The sequence below is a fragment of the Methyloceanibacter sp. genome, assembly GCF_050999895.1.
Lineage (GTDB): Bacteria > Pseudomonadota > Alphaproteobacteria > Rhizobiales > Methyloligellaceae > Methyloceanibacter.
This window is the reverse complement of record NZ_JBPCOU010000057.1, coordinates 19824-37699: the sequence shown is the minus strand read 5'-3', so window position 1 is coordinate 37699 and position 17876 is coordinate 19824. Positions and strand designations below refer to the sequence as shown.

General features: G+C 62.9%; 17 protein-coding genes. 8 read left to right on the top strand and 9 right to left on the bottom strand.

Annotated elements, in window-relative coordinates; all coding sequences use genetic code 11:
* The coding region (locus ACR2J1_RS06150) for an efflux RND transporter permease subunit (protein ID WP_434018457.1) at positions 1–1683 on the bottom strand (1683 nt) is incomplete at its 3' end.
* A 5-nt stretch (positions 1684–1688) separates the two neighbouring features.
* Positions 1689–2873 (bottom strand): efflux RND transporter periplasmic adaptor subunit, encoded by a 1185-nt coding sequence (locus ACR2J1_RS06145; RefSeq protein ID WP_434018456.1) that lies wholly within the window; start codon positions 2871–2873, stop codon positions 1689–1691.
* 223 nt (positions 2874–3096) lie between these two features.
* Here ACR2J1_RS06145 and ACR2J1_RS06140 point away from each other — a divergent pair, with 223 nt between their 5' ends.
* From ACR2J1_RS06140 to ACR2J1_RS06130, 3 genes are all read left to right on the top strand, one after another.
* The gene (locus tag ACR2J1_RS06140) at positions 3097–4122 is read left to right on the top strand and encodes an alpha/beta fold hydrolase (protein WP_434018455.1); all 1026 of its coding nucleotides are present in this window, start codon (positions 3097–3099) and stop codon (positions 4120–4122) included.
* A gap of 12 nt (positions 4123–4134) precedes the next feature.
* Positions 4135–4752, top strand: coding sequence for a glutathione S-transferase family protein (locus ACR2J1_RS06135; protein ID WP_434018454.1), 618 nt, complete (start codon positions 4135–4137; stop codon positions 4750–4752).
* Between the two features lie 113 nt (positions 4753–4865).
* Positions 4866–5225 carry an HPF/RaiA family ribosome-associated protein gene (locus tag ACR2J1_RS06130; protein WP_434018453.1) on the top strand — a complete coding sequence of 120 codons (360 nt, stop codon included), beginning with the start codon at positions 4866–4868 and terminating at the stop codon, positions 5223–5225.
* A 22-nt stretch (positions 5226–5247) separates the two neighbouring features.
* Here ACR2J1_RS06130 and ACR2J1_RS06125 read toward each other — a convergent pair whose 3' ends face one another.
* Positions 5248–7032 (bottom strand): L,D-transpeptidase family protein, encoded by a 1785-nt coding sequence (locus tag ACR2J1_RS06125; protein WP_434018452.1) that lies wholly within the window; start codon positions 7030–7032, stop codon positions 5248–5250.
* A gap of 188 nt (positions 7033–7220) precedes the next feature.
* Here ACR2J1_RS06125 and ACR2J1_RS06120 point away from each other — a divergent pair, with 188 nt between their 5' ends.
* From ACR2J1_RS06120 to ACR2J1_RS06100, 5 genes are all read left to right on the top strand, one after another.
* Positions 7221–7601: a BLUF domain-containing protein gene (locus ACR2J1_RS06120; RefSeq protein ID WP_434018459.1), complete on the top strand. Its 381-nt coding sequence runs from the start codon at positions 7221–7223 to the stop codon at positions 7599–7601.
* A 264-nt stretch (positions 7602–7865) separates the two neighbouring features.
* Complete coding sequence (locus ACR2J1_RS06115; protein WP_434018451.1) at positions 7866–9350, top strand: amino acid permease; 1485 nt, start codon at positions 7866–7868, stop codon at positions 9348–9350.
* Positions 9351–9434: 84 nt separating this feature from the next.
* Positions 9435–10823, top strand: coding sequence for an ethanolamine ammonia-lyase subunit EutB (locus tag ACR2J1_RS06110; RefSeq protein ID WP_434018450.1), 1389 nt, complete (start codon positions 9435–9437; stop codon positions 10821–10823).
* Between the two features lie 10 nt (positions 10824–10833).
* Positions 10834–11667, top strand: a complete 834-nt coding sequence (eutC, locus tag ACR2J1_RS06105; protein WP_434018449.1) for an ethanolamine ammonia-lyase subunit EutC — start codon at positions 10834–10836, stop codon at positions 11665–11667.
* 133 nt (positions 11668–11800) lie between these two features.
* The gene (locus tag ACR2J1_RS06100) at positions 11801–12889 is read left to right on the top strand and encodes an alpha/beta hydrolase (protein WP_434018448.1); all 1089 of its coding nucleotides are present in this window, start codon (positions 11801–11803) and stop codon (positions 12887–12889) included.
* A gap of 262 nt (positions 12890–13151) precedes the next feature.
* Here the strand turns inward: ACR2J1_RS06100 and ACR2J1_RS06095 are convergent, their stop codons facing one another.
* The 6 genes from ACR2J1_RS06095 to crcB form a co-directional block, all read right to left on the bottom strand.
* On the bottom strand, positions 13152–13385 hold the full coding sequence (locus ACR2J1_RS06095) for an invasion associated locus B family protein (protein ID WP_434018458.1): 234 nt from the start codon (positions 13383–13385) through the stop codon (positions 13152–13154).
* 248 nt (positions 13386–13633) lie between these two features.
* Positions 13634–15166 carry an acyl-CoA carboxylase subunit beta gene (locus ACR2J1_RS06090; protein WP_434018447.1) on the bottom strand — a complete coding sequence of 511 codons (1533 nt, stop codon included), beginning with the start codon at positions 15164–15166 and terminating at the stop codon, positions 13634–13636.
* Positions 15167–15284: 118 nt separating this feature from the next.
* The gene (locus ACR2J1_RS06085) at positions 15285–15992 is read right to left on the bottom strand and encodes an ATP12 family chaperone protein (protein ID WP_434018446.1); all 708 of its coding nucleotides are present in this window, start codon (positions 15990–15992) and stop codon (positions 15285–15287) included.
* Positions 15993–15998: 6 nt separating this feature from the next.
* A complete protein-coding gene (locus ACR2J1_RS06080) occupies positions 15999–16433 on the bottom strand; it encodes a low affinity iron permease family protein (RefSeq protein ID WP_434018445.1) in 435 nt (144 codons plus the stop codon).
* Between the two features lie 34 nt (positions 16434–16467).
* Entirely contained in the window at positions 16468–17454 is a 987-nt protein-coding gene (locus ACR2J1_RS06075; protein ID WP_434018444.1) for an RluA family pseudouridine synthase, read from the bottom strand.
* Between the two features lie 3 nt (positions 17455–17457).
* Positions 17458–17832: a fluoride efflux transporter CrcB gene (gene crcB / locus ACR2J1_RS06070; RefSeq protein ID WP_434018443.1), complete on the bottom strand. Its 375-nt coding sequence runs from the start codon at positions 17830–17832 to the stop codon at positions 17458–17460.
* Positions 17833–17876: the final 44 nt, after the last annotated feature.

The following is a 17876-nucleotide window of genomic DNA, read 5'->3' as shown; positions in this document are numbered from 1 at the left end:
GAACAGGATGCCCTGATCCTCCTCGGGCGCGAGTTCGCGCTGTGTCGTCATATACATGAGGCCGGTGCCGGCTATCACGCCGGCCAGGACCAGGATGGTGGCGGGACGGTATTTGAGGGTGCCGTGCAGGCGCCGCTGATAGCGTTGCTTGAGGCTCTCGAACCGGCGATCGAGCCAGTCGGTCAGCGCCCCGCCGCCCCCGGCGCGCTTACTCTTGAGCAGCTTCGAGCACATCATCGGCGATAGCGTCACGGCGATGATACCTGACACGATCACCGCACCGGCAAGGGTCAGGGCGAACTCCCGAAAGAGAACGCCGGTGAGCCCCGAGACAAAGGCAATCGGCGCGAACACCGCGGCGAGCGTGATGGTCATGGCGATGACCGGATAGACGATCTCGCGCGCCCCGAGCAGTGCCGCCTCGAGGGGCCGTTTGCCCTCCTCGATATGCCGGTAGATGTTCTCCACCACGACGATGGCATCGTCGACCACGAGGCCGATGGCGAGCACCAACGCCAGCAGGGTCATCAGATTGATGGAGTAGCCGAGCGCCAAGAGCAGGGAGAGCACGCCGATCAGCGACAGCGGAATGGTGACGATGGGAATAATCGTCGACCGGAGATTGCCGAGGAACAAAAAGATCACCACGATGACGATGAGCGCCGCCTCGCCCAGCGTCTTCATCACCTCCCAGAGCGACGCCCGGATGAAGTTGGTGGCGTCGTAGGCGATGGCCGCATCGAGCCCCGGCGGCAGCTCTTTTTGGATGTTCGGAAACGCCTTGCGCACATCGGTGATCACCGTCAGCGGGTTGGCGGTGGGCGTGGCATAGACGCCGATGAACACGGCCTTCAGCCCATCGAAGACCGACGAGGAATCGGCGCTTTGCGGGCCCAGCTCGATCTCGGCCACATCGCTTAAGCGGACCAGCGAATCGCCGCGGCCCATGACCACGAGCCGCCCGAAGGCGGCGGGGTCGTCGAGTGAGGTCTTAGCGTCGATATTGGTCTGCACGAAGTCGCCCTTCACCTGACCGGGGGCCGAGGTGAAGTTGTTGGAGGCGAGCGCCGCGCGCACATCGAGCGGCGTGACGCTGAGCGCAGCCATGCGGTCCGGATCGAGCCAGATGCGCATGGCGAAGACCTGGCCGCCAAGCATCTGCGCATTGGCCACCCCGTTGATGGTTTGCAGCCTCGGCTGCACCACGCGGTTGATATAGTCGCTGATCTGCGAGGCACTCATCACCTTCGAGTTGAAGGAGAGGTACATCAGCGCGTAGCCCTCGCCGGTCTGCTTGGTGACGACGGAGTCGTTCGCCTCGCGCGGCAGAATGCTCTTCACCTGGGCGACCTTGGACAGCACGTCGGTCATGGCCCGGTCGGGATCGGCATCGAGCTTCAGGTTGAGCGTCACCGTGCTTACATTCTGCGTGGATGAGGCGGTGAGCGTGTCGATGCCTTCGGCGCTCGCCACCGCCTGCTGGATCGGCACGGTGATGAAGCCCTGGATGAGATCCGCGTTGGCGCCGGGATAGGTCGTGAGGATGGTGATCGTCGTATTCGTGAGCTCGGGATATTGGCGGATCGGCAGCTTGAATCCGGCCTGCGCCCCCACAAGCAGAATAAGGAGACTGACCACCGTGGCCAGCACGGGGCGTTTGATGAAGATGTCTGTGAAGCGCATGGATGCTACTGCTTCGGCAGCTCCGCGGGCGGCTTCAGCGCGTCCGCGTTGTCGATTTTGACGGTTGCCCCCGGCTGCAATTTGAGCTGGCCGCTCGTCACCACATCTTCACCCGCCTTGACGCCCTCAAGGATCGACACGCGGTTGATCTGCGTCTGACCGACGCGGACGAAGCGGCGCTCCACGGTGAGCTTGCGCTCCGTCGCGGGCGCATCGGCGGCGATGGCAGAACCCGGCTTTGCTTCGGCCGTGGGCGTGGTGGACGTTGGCGCATCGCCCTTCTTCACCACCCAGATGCTATCGCCATAGAGCGTGTAGGTGATGGCGGTGCGCGGCACCGTGACCATCTCCTTGGGCGCGCCCGCGAGCACGGCGACATTGGCAAACATGCCGGGAAGCAATTTGCGCTCCGGATTGGGCAGCTTGCCGCGCACCATGAGCGTGCGCGTATCCTGGTTCAGGCGCGCATCGAAGGCCTGAACCTCGCCTTTGAACACCTGTCCGGAAAAGGCGTCGGTGGTCAGCTCGACGCCGGATCCGACCTTGAACTTGTCCACTTCGCTTTCGGGCACGGGGAAGTCGACCCAGATCGGATCGAGCGCCTGCAGCCAGACGAGCTCCTGGCCGGGCGAGACATATTGGCCCTTCTCAACGCGGCGGAGCCCGAGCCTGCCGGCGAAAGGCGCCGCAATGTTCTTCTGCGCGATGATGGCTTCCACCCGCTGCACCGCGGCAATGGACGCGTCGCGCTTTGCAATTGTCGTATCGAGCGTCGCCTGCGAGACCGCGCCCTTGGTCACGAGACTGACCTGGCGTTCGTAGTCGAGCTTGGCCTCGATGAGAGTCGCCTTGTTGCTCGCGAGCTCCGCCTCTTCCACCGAAGTGTCGAGCGCGACGAGCTTGGTGCCCTTCTGCACATCCTCGCCGCTATCGAAAAAATAGGCCGTCACGATCCCGCCGACTTGCGGGGCGACATCCACACCCTCGATCGCGAGCACGGTCCCGATGGAGTGCACGCGGTCAGACCAAAGCTCAAGCTTCGCTTTTTCGGCCGTGATCGTTGCCGGCGGCGGCGCCATTTTGCCGACGAACTCGGCGATCATCTTCGGCTTGAAGACGAGCTGGAAATAGGCCACCCCGCCGAGAAACGCGGCGATGATGAGACCGGCGATGATGAGGCGCTTGACCATGGCGGTATTGCTGGCAGCCAATCGTGACGGAGCGATGGAAAGGATGACCCTAGCCGTAGCTGAAGGCTAAATTGCGCCCCGCCCGACGCAACGCAACGGGATAGCAGCCTCGTTAGCGTTTGCAAACCCGCTCAAAATGACACGTTTGCGCCCTGAGCCGGAGATAGATTGGTATGATGCAAGGCGAACGCAAGACTGCCTCTTCCCGCCCCGGAATGGCCGCATGTTAAAGCGTATCGGAGCGCCACTGTGGCTGACGCTCATGTTTTCCCTGGCGGCCGCCCTGTTTGTGACGCCCGCGTCCGCACAAGTCGAGGAACCGCTCGGCATCGGGCTCGAAGGCTTCCCCTATCCTTACTCTGTGCGTTTCCTGCCCCTCGTTCAGAAGGGCGAGAAATTGCGCATGGGCTTTATGGACGTGTCGCCGGAGGGAGAGGCCAATGGCCGCACCGTGCTGCTCCTGCACGGGCGCAACTTCCCTTCCAGCTATTGGCAGGGCGTCATCAAGGCGCTGACGGCGTCCGGCAATCGCGTGATCGTTCCCGACCAGATCGGCTTCGGCAAATCGACCAAGCCGACATTCGACCTGCATTTCGACGACCTCGCCCGCAACACGGCGGCACTCCTCGACGAGCTTGGGGTAGAGAAGGTCGATATTGTCGGCCATTCCATGGGCGGGATGCTTGGCGTCCGTTTCGCCCGCACCTACCCCGAACGCGTCGAGCGCATCGTCCTCGCCGCGCCGATCGGACTTGAGGACTATCGCCTCTATGTCCCGCCGGCGCCGCTCGACCGCCTCATCGAGATCGAGGCGAAGGTCACGGCCGAGAGCTTCCGCCGCCAGCTCGTGACCGCCTACTCCGTGACGCTGCCGCCCGAGGCGCTCGATCCTTATGTGGAAGCGCGGACGAGGATTAGGGGAAGCGCCGACTATCCACGCTGGCTCCGCGCCTTCGCCAGTTCCGGACAGATGATCTGGCGCGAGCCGGTCGTGCACGACATCCCCTTGCTTCCGCAGCCCGTGCTGTTCGTCATGGGTGAGAACGATCATCTCGCGCCCGGCCGCGATGCCGCGCCGGAAGCGGTCCGCGCCGAAATGGGCCAGAATGCGAAGCTCGCCCAGGATCTCGCCGCGAAGATGAAACAGGCGCGCGTGGAGGTTCTGCAAGGCATCGGTCATCTCGTGCACCTCGAGGCGCCGCGGCGCTTCAACGATGCCATGCAGCGTTTTCTCAGCGAAGGCCGCTAACCGAGGAACTCTATGACCATCACGCTCTACGACATGAAAGACTCTCCGCATGCGCGCAAGGTACGCCTCGTCGCGGCCGAGCTCGGTATCGCGTTGCAGAAAATCTCCTGCGATCCGCGCGTCGGTGAAACACGGACGGCGGAATTCCTCGGCCGCAATCCCAACGGCCGCGTGCCGACGCTGGAAGACGATGGCTTCGTCGTCTGGGAGTCTCCGGCCATCATGAAATATCTTGCCGCCAAGCACCCGGAGCGAGGGCTCGCAGGCACAGACGCCAAGAGCCAGGCGCAGGTCGACCAATGGCTGTTCTGGTGGACCGGCGGCGCCGAAGCGGCGATGGATGCGCTCAATTGGGAAATCTTCATCAAGCCGAAAGTGCTGCAACAGCCGGGCAAGGATCCCGGCATCATGGCGGACGCGCATGCGCGACTGGATCGCTTTCTCCCGGTGCTCGACCGCCAACTCGAGGGCCGCGACTACATTCTCGGGCCCCTCACCGTCGTCGACTTCGCGGCCGCGACGCGTCTCGACCGCGCCCCTGCGATCCTTGGTTTCAACATAACGCCCCATGAGAACATTGCCGCCTGGCTCGAACGCATGCGCGCCAAGCCTTATTGGGCAGAAGCGTAGAACTTTTGCGTCTGGCAGGCGCCTTTCGCCGACTTGACGCCGCTCAACCTTTTGCGCCTAGAAACGATGCTAGATTGAAGCGCAGTTATCGGAACGCCAACCAAGGAAGAAAAATGCAAGCACCCTTGAATATCAGTTTCCGCAATATGGATCCGTCCGAAGCCGTCGAGACGCGCATTCGCGAAAAGGCGGAGAAGCTGGAGCGTCTCTGCGACCGCATCGTGTCCTGCGAGGTCGTGGTCGAGGCGCCGCATCGCAATCACCACAAGGGCAAGCTCTATGACGTACGCATCAATCTGAGCGTGCCCGGCGAAGACATCAATGTCGGCCGCACCGGCCCGCAGAACCACGCGCACGAAGACGTCTATGTCGCCCTGCGCGATGCTTTCGCCGCGGCGACGCGCCAGCTGGAAGACCATGTGCGCAAGATGCGCGGTGAGGTGAAAACGCATACCAATCCGGCCGGCCTCTAGCGAGCAGCCGCCGCGGCGTCCGCTAATCGCCGAGGAAGCCTTGCACCGAACTCGCGATGCCGTCGCGCGCCGCGGTGCGGTTCGCGGGCGCTGACGCGGTCACTTCCCCCGGCGTTTTCTTCGGTTCCGGCGGCGGCATTGGAAAGTCCGTGGCATTGCCGAACAATGCCGTGGCGAGCTTATTGTCAAAACCGTAGAGGTCGGCGAAGGTCTCGACCTTCCCCGTCTCGTCCACCACCGCGGTAAAATAGGTCGTGTGAACCGGGATCTTGCGTTCGAGCGTCACCGGGCTGTTGAGACCCTTGTCCCACAGATTCTTCACTTTGCTTGCCGGCCAGCCATTGCCTTCGGCAAGGAGCACTTCGGCAAAGCGCAACGGCTTCTCCATGCGCACGCATTCATGCCCAATGGCGCGCTTCGATTGTTTGAACACCTTGCGGCGATAGGGCAGCGTGTCGTGCATGTAGACCGTATGCGCGTTGGGATAGAGAAATTTGATCTTGCCCAGCACATTGGTCGGTCCCGCCTTCTGTGTGAACGTGTAGGAGAGGACATTGGAGCGTGTCCAGTTCACCTTTCTCACATCGACTGCGGCGCCGTTATAGCTCACCGACAGCTTGTGCGATTTGAGGATGCCGTAATTCCTCTTGCTCAGATGCGGCAGCAAATTCTCCACCACGACCGTCTGCGGCGCATTCCAGTCGGGATTGAAGACGATGGTCGCCATGTCCGCGGCGAAGATCGGCGTGGCGTAATTCAGCGTGCCGACCAAAGTCTTGTCCGCGTAAATCTTCTTCCCGTCCTTGACCACGTAGAGCATGAACTCCGGCGAATTGTTCACGACGTGAACCGCGCCCAAGTCTTCCGGCATCCAGCGCCAGCGCTCCATATTGAGGATGAGGCGCTTGATTTCCTTTTCGCTGAATGAAGGCTTGGTGTCCCCCACCGTCTTGGCTGGCTCGTTCTTGGCGGCCTCGTCCTTCTTCGCGGCCTCGTCGTCCTTGGCGCCCTCGCCTTTCCCAACCACGTCGTCTTTCGGCGTGCCCTTCTCGCCCTTGCCGCGCGCCTTGAGCAGCGCCGCGCGCAAGAGCGTGAACTGCTCGTGCTTGGGATGTAGCGACCGAAGGTAAATGTCGGGCGCGTCCGCCGCGCCGATCTCGGCGAGCACACCCGTAGGATCGCGCAAGGGTGGCACCAGATCGAACCGGCTGTTCAACTCGACCGGGATCAAGCGACCGCCCCGAGCGTGCCGCGCATATTTCAGGATCGCGAGATCGAGCTTGAGCTCCGCGACTGCCTGCGCCTCCAAATTGGGCGGCAGCAGACCCGCTTCCGGCAACGCGAAGGCTCCCGCGTCGAGGCCCCAATCCTCCGCCTTCTCGATCTCGAACAGGGCCGCCTGCGCCTTGGCGGAGAAGCCCATCTCGGTCATCCACAAGGGACCGTCTGTCCGCGCGCCGTAGAAGCTTTCCAGCGCAGCGAGATCGTCAGCATGAGCATCCTTGCGCAAATCCGCGTCGGCAAACTTCGTGCGGATACTGGCGACAACCGGATCGGCCGGGGTCGGAGGCGCATTCTGGGTCGCTTGTGGCTGGGTCGCGGACGCGGGATCGGCCGACGGCGTCGGCTCGGAGGACGCCTTGGGTTCAGATGCAGGCGTGGGCGTGGCCGGAACAGGTTCAACCGCGGCGGATTTGGGCGCGGCGGGCACCGGCCCGGCGTCTTCGGCCCATACCGGGCCCCTCACCGCCCAAGCCAACGCTTGAGCCATGCAGATAAGGACGGCGATTGGATAATGCCCGCGCATCCCACCCCCTCGCGACCGCCGCGAGATTAGCGCGAGACGGGGTCCTCCGGCCACAGCCATCTAAGGAGATCTGTGGCGCGTCAGACCACCAGCGGACGGCCATCCGCCGGTGCAGGAGGCATGCCAGCATCGCCCTTAGGGTCGCCGTTTGGCCAGCCCCAGAGAGAGGAGTTCCGCCTGTGAGAGAGATGCAACTGATCTATACGTCGCGGCCGTTTGGCTACGATGACCTCGTCCTCACCGGCATCCTCGCCGCGGCGCGGCGCAGCAACGCACGCGACGGGATCACCGGCGCATTGATCTGCCGCGAGGATTTGTTTCTGCAAATGCTCGAAGGCCCGCGCGATGTGGTAACGGCCACATTCGCCCGCATCTTGCGCGACGACCGACACACCGAGATCGTCAATCTGTGGTCCGGACCAGGCTGTTTCCGGGATGGTCCATGCGCCATGACCCGGCGCGAAGCTGGGTGTGGACGCGAGAGGCCGTGGCCGACGGCGCCATCGAGAGGGCCTCGATGGTCGAGGTCCGGGGCGTCTTCGATCGGTTGGCAAAGTAACCGCCCGTAATGCCTTAACCGGCGCGGATATCCCTTTGTTGGAACCGAACTTTGGGATTAGCCTAGGCTAGGCTGCCGAAACATTGCGCAGTCGTGGGCATCGATGGGACCGCATCGTGCGGTCGGAGCTTGCGAGGATCGCGGCGACAAGTTGATGCCATTCAAGCGGTCAAAGGACCGTTTCTTGCATTAGACGCCTCTTCATATGACTCTGGGGCAGATCCGGTCCGAACGCTCACGGGCGACATAACGGTCGGGCAGAAAGAGAGGGGCAATGGCAGAAATTCGGGGGTCGGGTGGCGTGGTCTACCGCAAGGTCGATTCCGCCTATTTCGAGAAGCGTGGTTTCCGGCGCTACGCCGGGGTTTGGTCGCTCTGGGCGCTTGGCGTCGGCGCGGTTATTTCGGGCCACTATTCCGGTTGGAATCTTGGACTTGCGACTGGCGGATGGGGCGGCATGCTCGCGGCGGCCGCCATCATCATGGTGATGTATATCGGTCTGGTCTTTTGCATCGCCGAAATGGCGCCTGCGCTTCCGCACACGGGCGCGGCCTATTCCTTCGCCCGCTCGGCGATGGGGCCCTGGGGCGGGTTCATCACGGGGCTGTGCGAGAACGTTGAATATGTGCTCACCCCGGCGGTGATCGTTTTCTTCATCGGATCGTATCTGGGAGCGATCTTTGAAACGCCGGCGAATTTCCAGCCCATATGGTGGGTACTGATGTACGCAATGTTTCTTGCCCTCAATATCGTGGGCGTGGAGCTGTCATTCCGGGTGACGCTCGTGGTGACCCTGGCGGCGCTTGCCGTCCTCATCATCTTCTGGGTCAGCGCCATTCCGCATATCGACTTCAACCGCTGGGCACTCAACATGGCGCCTGACGGGACGGAGTTGCCGGAAGGCAATGGCCCCTATTTCCCCTTCGGGATTCACGGGGTTCTCGCCACGCTGCCCTTTGCGGTCTGGCTGTTCCTCGCCATCGAGCAACTGCCACTTGCGGCTGAAGAATCGATCGACCCGAAACGCGATATGCCCAAGGGCATCATTCTCGGACTGATCACGCTGATCATCTCGGCGGCCATGATCGTTTGGCTCAACCCGTCGGTGATAGGCGTCGGCTCATTCGCGCTCGGCAAATCCGGCGAACCGCTGCTTGACGGCTTCCGCGCTATCTACGGCGACAGTGCCGCGAAGGTTCTCGCCTTCGTCGCGGTCATCGGTCTGATCGCGAGCTTCCACACGATCATCTACGCAATGGGCAGGCAGATTTATTCGCTGTCCCGGGCCGGGTATTTTCCGACGGCCTTGTCCATAACTCACGGAGGCTACAAGACTCCTTATGTGGCCATGATCGCGGGCGCGTTGCTGGCGCTGGCGGTCATGCTGATCGTCTGGTTCGGCGTAGGCTCGGAAAAGGGAGCAGCCATTATCGGAGGAACGCTACTGAACATGGCGGTTTTCGGCGCGATGTTCTCCTATATCCTCCAGGCGGCGTCGTTCATCATGCTTCGCCGCAATCTGCCGAATATCGAGCGGCCGTTTCGCAGCCCGCTCGGCATTCCCGGCGCCGTCTTGACGATCGTGATTGGATCGGTGACGGTCTATTATCAACTGTCCGACCCGGTCTATCGGGTCGGCGTTATCGCCGTCGCCTGCTGGTTCGTGTTGGGCATTCTCTATTTCGCGCTCTTTGCCCGGCATCGGATGATCCTTTCGCCGGAAGAAGAGTTTGCAATGGAGCATCAGAACAAAGTCTGAGGCCATTTCAGATCTGCGAGCGTCCTCGGATGAAAATCTGAGGACGCTCAGGATCCGAGAAAACCTTCGAGAGCGAAGCGCATCATGCGTTATTCTCACTCTGTCGGCGGGCAGGCCTATAATTTCGCCTCGCTGAAGGACTTGCTCGCCAAGGCGACACCGGCGCGGTCCGGCGACTATCTGGCCGGGGTGGCGGCGGGCGACGACGAGGAGCGCGTGGCAGCCCAGATGGCGCTGGCCGACGTTCCTCTTGCGACATTCTTGTCGGATTTCGTCATACCCTACGAGACGGATGAGGTGACGCGTCTTATCGTCGATGAGCACGACAAGAAGGCGTTCGCACCCATTTCGCACCTGACCGTCGGCGGGTTTCGGGATTGGCTTCTGTCGGATGCGGCGAGCGAGGCCTCTCTTAAATCGCTGTCGCCGGGTCTCACGCCGGAGATCGTCGCCGCCGTGTCCAAAATCTGCCGGGTGCAGGATCTGATCCTCATCGCCCAAAAATGCCGGGTCGTGACGAAGTTCCGCAACACGATCGGACTGAAGAAGCGGCTGTCGACCCGCCTCCAGCCGAACCATCCGACCGACGATCCGACCGGCATCGCCGCCAGCATTGTCGACGGGCTGATGTATGGCAACGGCGACGCGGTGATCGGCATCAATCCCGCGACCGACTCCATCGCCGCGGTCACCACTTTGATCGAGATGCTGGATGAGATCATCCGGCGCTACGAGATTCCGACGCAGTCCTGCGTGCTGACGCATGTGACGACGAGCATCGAGGCCATCAATCGCGGCGCGCCCATCGATCTCGTGTTCCAGTCGATCGCAGGAACCGAAGCGGCAAATTCGAGCTTCGGCATCAATCTCGCTCTGCTGCAAGAGGGCCGCGACGCAGCGCTTGGCCTACAACGCGGCACCGTGGGCGACAACGTCATGTATTTCGAGACCGGCCAAGGCAGCGCTCTGTCGGCGAACGCCCACCATGGCGTCGATCAGCAGACACTCGAGGCCCGCGCCTATGCGGTCGCCCGTAAGTTCGAGCCGCTGCTCGTCAACACCGTGGTCGGCTTCATCGGGCCGGAATATCTGTATGACGGGCGCCAGATCACGCGCGCGGGGCTGGAGGATCATTTCTGCGGCAAGCTGCTCGGCGTGCCGATGGGCGTCGACATCTGCTACACCAATCACGCCGAGGCGGATCAGAACGACATGGACGTGCTGTTGACGCTGCTGTCTGTCGCCGGCGTCAACTTCATCATGGGCATTCCAGGCTCCGACGACATCATGCTGAATTACCAGACCACCTCCTTCCATGACGCGCTCTATGTGCGCAAGGTTCTGGGGCTCAGGCCAGCGCCGGAATTTGAAGATTGGCTCAAGGAGACGGGCATCTTCGAACAGGGCGACGATGTGCGCCTCGGCGACCGTCTGCCGAAATCCTTCCAGCATGCCCTTGAGCATCTGCACTGAGGATGTTCCAGTGAGCAACGACAAGCGTGACGTCGTCGTCGGCGACAGCTGGGGCAAACTACGCCGCTATACGCCGGCCCGCATCGCGCTCGGACGCGCGGGCACCAGCCTGCCAACCACGCCGCATTTGGAGTTTCAACTTGCCCATGCCCGCGCGCGCGTCGCCGTGCATCATGAACTCGACATCCCCACCCTCGAGGCCGGGATTCGATCGCGCGGATACGAAACGCTGCTCCTGCATAGCTGCGCGGATAGCCGTCCCCTGTATCTGCAGCGGCCCGACAAAGGCCGGCGCCTCGATGCGGAGTCGCGCGCGGTGCTCGCCGCGAGACCGAGCCCGCAAGATCCCTACGACGTGGTTTTCGTGATCGGCGACGGGCTCTCCGCCATGGGCATCGAGAAGAACGCGATGCCCTTCCTCGATGCGATGTTGCCGTCGTTGGACCAGAGCGGCTGGCGGATGGCGCCCTTCTGCATCGTCAAGGAGGCGCGTGTCGCGATCGGCGATGAAATCGGGGAAGTGCTGGGCGCCAAGATGGTCGTCATCCTGATCGGCGAACGTCCGGGTCTCAGCTCCCCCGACAGCATGGGGATCTACATGACGCTGAACCCGCGCGTCGGCCTGACGGACGAATCGCGCAACTGCATCTCCAACATTCGCCCCGAGGGTCTCGGCTACGAGCATGCCGCCTACAAGCTGAACTATTTGATGACCGAGGCGCGACGTCGGGGCTTGTCTGGCGTTAACCTCAAGGACGAGGCGGAGGCGCTGCCGCAAATCCGTCCGACCTCGGCCGAGAATTTCCTCATCGAACCGGACGAGCCGCACCCTTCCTTAAGGTAGGCCGGCCAAGCTCCCTACCGCGCTGCGCTTCCCCGCGACTTCAGGCGGCGGGCGCGGCAACAATAGGCATGGCAGCTGATCTTCGTGATTAAGAGGGTGCGCCAAGTCGATGATGTTGTGCCGAAAGGTGTGATTGAAGCTCGATCGCGAGGCGGAAGCGCTGCTGCATTGGCTGTCCTCGTCGACGGCCCCGCCGCTTTGGGAGCTTCCGCCTGCCGCCGCGCGCGAGGAGTACCGCCGCGCCCTGGCCAAGACGGAGATCGCACCGCCTGCCATCGGCGAGGCCAGCGACTTCACCCTGCCGGGCGACAGCTGCGCGTGTTGCGGGCCGCTGCGGCTGCGCAAATATATGCCGGCCGCCGCCAACGGGGGGCGGAAGCAGCGATCCTTTTTCCTGCATGGCGGCGGGTGCCTCGGCGATCTCGAAAGCCACAACACCATGTGCCGCACGCTCTGCCACGACACGGGCACCACCGTCTTCGCTCTCGACTATCGGCTCGCGCCCGAACACCCCTTCCCCGGCGCGATCGAGGACACGGTCGCTGCGCCCACATGGCTGTCCCGCAATGCGACGTCGCTGGGGCTCGACTCCGAGCGCATCGCCATCGCCGGTGACAGCGCCGGCGCCGGGCTGGCCGCCGTTGCACTTCAGGAAACCGGAGGCCAGCTCCCGGTCCCCGTGCGCGCCCAGGCGCTGCTCTATCCCGCGCTCGATCTGCGCGGCCGGCTGCCCTCGCGCACCGAGCATGCCGACCAGTTCCCGCTGCCGCGCGAAATGGTGGCGTATTTCTACGAGCGCTATTTTGGATCCGCGTGGCCCTTCGCCGACCCCCGCGCGATGCCGCTCCTCTACGACAACTATGCCGGCCTGCCGCCGGCATTGGTTATCACCGCTGGTCACGATCCCTTGCGCGACGAAGCCGTGGAATTCCCGACGGTTCTGGAAATACTGATCCACAACTACGTTGTGGCGCCCTGCCGTTTGGATTTCGCTGGCGTTGATCGTTCGGCAAGCCAGCGGCTGAACAATGCGGTGATCGTCCTCAGCCTTAGCGGCGACACACACCGCTTTCTTGCGGCGCCGATCCTGGGATCTGCAATCGCCACGGACTATCTCGATCGCGTCGCCGCGTCGATATTACTCGTCGAACATGAGCAAGCGGATGATGCATCGACTGTTAGTGCTATTTTTGATCGACTTGACAAAGCTGGAACCGACTGATCCGTGACGGCAAGCCAATGGACCGCAGTGAGGAAACTCTCCGCGAATTAGAGAAGTTCGTTGGCCGGTTTCGTACTGTTACATTGCCGAGTTGGCAAAGGCTGGGGATATTGCTGTAACATTCACGCAATGCCTATTCGCTCGATCCGTCCGATGACGTACCTGCTCAAACACAAAGCTCGGCACAAGTCGGCGCAATACCGGAGCGCCGCGGCTTCGTCTGACGCTTCTCCTCATGAGGCACAGGTCACATGGCTTCGGACTATCTTAGCTTTGAATACGCCGTAGCGAAACCGGCAAAGGGAACATTGACCGAGAGGGGCTTTTGATCGCGCGCCTGAACCGCGACTAGCAGACTCTCTCCGCTCAGCATCGACTTAACTTCCGCATCCGTTGCCGTGTACTCCGCCATGCAGCCGTTTTTGTCACAGCTGATTATCGGTCTGCGGCCTTGCCGAATTGCATCGGAGCGAACCTGAAGTTGCGTTAAGGGTATGTTGCCTCTTCCGGAAATGCTCCACGCGAGCGATCGAGGAGGTGTCCGCTGCTGATGGCGAACTGCTTAGGTGTGCCGCTCAAGCGGTTTTCGCAGGATCCGAAAAAACCCGTCGATCCAGGAATTCACGGTTGCAGAAATCCCCTCGGGGGACACATCGATCTGCTCTATCGGCGCGCCGGAGATCTCCGGATTGGGTGTTGTCTCAGCGGCGCTTTGGGCGAATGCCTGCATTTCATGTCCGATCGCTACAGCGGGATGTTGTCGTGCTTCTTCCAAGGATTCTCGACGCGCTTGTTGCGCAGCATCTGCAGCGCGCGGGCGATACGCTTCCGCGTGCCGTGCGGCATGATCACCTCGTCGATATAACCCCGCTCCGCCGCGACGAAGGGATTGGCGAAGCGCTCCTGATAATCGTCGATGCGCTTCTTGATCTTGTCGGGATCGCCGAGCTCGGAGCGGTACAGGATCTCCACCGCGCCCTTCGCCCCCATCACCGCGATCTCGGCCGTGGGCCAGGCATAGTTCACGTCGCCGCGAATATGCTTTGACGACATGACGTCGTAGGCGCCGCCATAGGCCTTGCGCGTAATGACCGTGACTTTGGGCACCGTGGCCTCGGTGAAGGCGAAGAGCAGCTTCGCGCCATGCTTGATGAGGCCGCCATATTCCTGGTCGGTGCCCGGTAGGAAGCCCGGCACGTCGACGAAGGTGACAAGTGGAATGTTGAAGCAGTCGCAGAAGCGCACGAACCGCGCCGCTTTCCGCGATGCGTCGCTGTCGAGCACGCCCGCCAGGAACATCGGCTGGTTGGCGACGATGCCGATGGTGCGGCCTTCGATGCGCGCGAAGCCCACGACGATATTCGGCGCGAAGGCCTCCTGCACCTCGAAGAAGTCGCCCTCGTCCACGACCTTATGGATCAGCTCCTTGATGTCGTAGGGCTTGTTCGGTTGGTTGGGGATGAGCGTGTCGAGCGAATGCTCCAGCCGGTCCCAAGGGTCCTTGGTCGGCAGTTCGGGCACGCCGGAGAGATTGCTCGACGGCAGGAAGTCCATCAGGCGGCGCATCTGCAACAGCGCCTCGACGTCGTTATTGTAGGCGCCGTCGGCGATGGAGGATTTCGTCGTGTGCACGATCGCGCCGCCGAGCTCTTCCGCCGTCACCTCCTCCTTCGTCACAGTCTTCACCACATCCGGGCCGGTGACGAACATGTAGGAGGTGTCTTTGATCATGAAGATGAAGTCGGTCATCGCCGGAGAGTAGACGTCGCCGCCCGCGCACGGGCCCATGATCAACGAGATCTGCGGAATGACGCCCGACGCCAGCACGTTGCGTAGGAACACCTCGCCATAGCCGCCGAGCGCGGCCACGCCCTCCTGGATGCGGGCGCCGCCGGCATCGAACAGGCCGATGATGGGCGCGCGGTTTTGCAGCGCCATATCCTGGATCTTGATCATCTTGTTGGCGTGCGCCTCGGAGAGCGAGCCGCCGAACACGGTGAAGTCCTTGGCGAAGACATAGACGACGCGGCCGTTGATCGTGCCCCAGCCGGTCACCACCCCGTCGCCGGGGACCTTGGTCTTCTCCATGCCGAAATCGGTGCAGCGGTGCTCGACATACATGTCGAATTCCTCGAACGAGCCCTCGTCGAGGAGGAGCTCGACGCGCTCCCGCGCGGTCAGCTTGCCGCGGTTATGCTGGGCGTCGATCCGCTTAGCACCGCCGCCGCCCCGCGCCCTGTCCCGGCGAATCTCAAGCTCTTCAAGGACTTCCTTCATAGCGCTCCCCGGCCCGGACTGTGACGCGACGTCGACCGTGAATAGCATGGGGTTAGGCCAGCGCAAATGCCGGGAATCGACGGTTTGCACCCGGTAGAAGCGCGGGAAACGAAGCCGGTTAGTCTTTGAGGAGCTTCAGCATCCGCGCCGCGGCGGCAAAGTCGCGCGAGCGCCGCTCCCGCCGCGCCTGGGCCTCCGCAACTTCGCCCCATTGGCCGATCTGCCAGTCCTCATCGACATGGGCGGCCTTCCAGGCCTGTTCGGGGGTGAGGCGGCCAAGCGCCACGGCAAGCGCGAGCAGGGCCGAGCCGGACAGCGTCGTCATCACATGCAGCGCCGTCAGGCCGAAGGCATCAAGGTCCGTCACATGCGCGCGCAAGCGCTCAAGGGAGGCAGGCGGCTGGTCGATCGGCATCACCCCTTCGCCGAGCACGAAAGGAGCACAAAGATCCTGCCGCGCCCAAGCCAGCACGGGGTCCCAATATTGCGTCTGCCGACTGACCAGACCGTCAGGCGCATCGGCACGGTAAAACAGGAGATCGGAGGCGGCATGGCCGAGAATATCCTCCAGGACGGGGTCTTCGCGGCCGCGCGCGCCGTCGACCGCGCTGTTGACGAGTTTGGTGAGTGGCATGCTTTCGGGCTGGATGTGCTCGCCTTGCGCCCGCCATTCCTCCGCGATCGCATCGGCGAGGGGTTTGGCGGGAACGATGACGTCGCCCTTTGCCGGCGTGCGCATCGTCTTGCCGTCGAGGGTAACGCGCCAGCCCCCCTCGCCGTCCGTAACTGTCGCCACGTCTTTATAGAAACGCTTCGGGAGCCCCAAGACCGGTCACCGCTTCCGTGTCGAAGGCTTGCCGGGGATTGCCTTGGTGCGCGCCGGCCCCTTGCGGTGATGCGGCAGCTCCTCCTGCGCAAGCTTCGCGTAGTCGAGCCGGAGCTGTTCCAGCTCTTTGTCGTCGAGCTGCTCGAGGTCGAGCAACGCGTTGCGCGCATTGACCGTGACGCGGATCAACTCGTCGATCTTGATGTGCAGGGACGCGGTATCGCGGTTCTGCGTGTTCTGGATCACGAACACCATGAGGAAGGTGATGATCGTTGTGCCCGTATTGATCACGAGCTGCCACGTATCGCTGAAGCCGAAAATGGGACCGGAGATGCCCCAAAGGAGGATGATCGAGACAGCGACGATGAAGGTGAGCGGGTGTCCCGTGATATGAGAGACGGCTTGCGCGAAATGCACGAACCAAAGCCTGCTGGCAGTCATTGTGGTCTCCAGAAATTAGTCGTGCCTCGCACGATTATGCTTGGTCTTCGAACTGATCGGCGGAACGGCCTTCGCTGAAGCCGAACGCGGCGAAGCTCTCTTTAAGGTCCTGCGGCAGCGGCGCGGTCACGTCGACGATCCCCTCGCCGGAGGGATGCGGAAAGCTGATGCGCCGCGCATGCAAATGCAGCCTGTTCGGAATGCCTTCCGGCATCTCTTCCGCGCCGCCATATTTCTCGTCGCCGAGAATGGGGTGGCCGAGAATGGCCATATGGGCGCGGAGCTGATGCTGCCGACCGGTGACGGGCTTCAGCGAGAGGAACGACACCGCCTGCCCGGCGCGGTCCACCACGGCATAATAGGTGACGGCGGATTGCGCGCTGTCCTGCTCGCCGGGGCGCGCCTTGCGCACGCGGTCGCCGTCCGGGCCGCTCGCTTTCACGAGCGCCGCTTCGATCTTGCCTTGGGGCGGCTTCGGCACGCCTTTCACGATGGCCCAGTAGATCTTGCGCACCGAGCGCGTCTGAAAGGCGCGGCCGAGTTTTGCCGCGACCGAGCGGCGCTTGGCGACGACGAGCACGCCCGACGTGTCGCGGTCGAGGCGATGCACGAGGCGCGGCCGGGTCTCCGGTCCGTCGCCCAATCCTTCCAGCAGCCGATCGACGTGGCGCACGGTCTTGCTACCGCCCTGCACCGCAAGTCCGGACGGCTTATTGAGAATGAGGAGATCGTCATCCTCGTAGAGGGTGATGGATTCGAGAAACGCGAGATCCGCCTGGGAAATGCGCGGCTTCATCGGCGTTCGCGGCGCGGCGTCCGGCAGCGGTGGCACGCGCACGGTCTGCCCCTCGCTAAGCCTGGTGCTTGCCTTGACGCGTCCGCCATCGACCCTGACCTGGCCGGTGCGCAGGAGCTTCTCCAGCCGGCTATGCGGCAGCGTCGCGTAATGCGTGTGGAACCAGCGGTCGAGCCGCATGCCGTCCTCCTCGGCACTGACATTGCGCGTCTCGACTTGAGGCATCCGCTAGAGCGCCCGGACGATGGCAAGACCGAGAAATAGCGCGCCAATCGAAAGCCCGACCGACGCCGCAAGATAGAACCCGGCGGCGAGATACTGGTCGCGCTCGAAGAGCAGCGCGAAATCCGTGGAGAAGGCCGAGAAGGTGGTGAAGCCGCCGAGAATGCCGACGGCGAGGAAGGCGCGGAGCTCGTTCGACACCGACCATCGCAACGCCATCGCCTCGATCAGAAGCCCCATGATGAAGCAGCCGAGCACGTTCACGGTGAGCGTGCCCCAGGGAAAGCCGTAGCCGAGCAGACGGCCGGACCCCACGCCGACCAAATAGCGCGCGCTCGCGCCGATCGCACCGCCTGCCGCCACGAAAAGCAGGGTCTTCATTGCCGCCCTTTCCCGGTTGGTTCGGTGCCGGAACTTCGCTCATT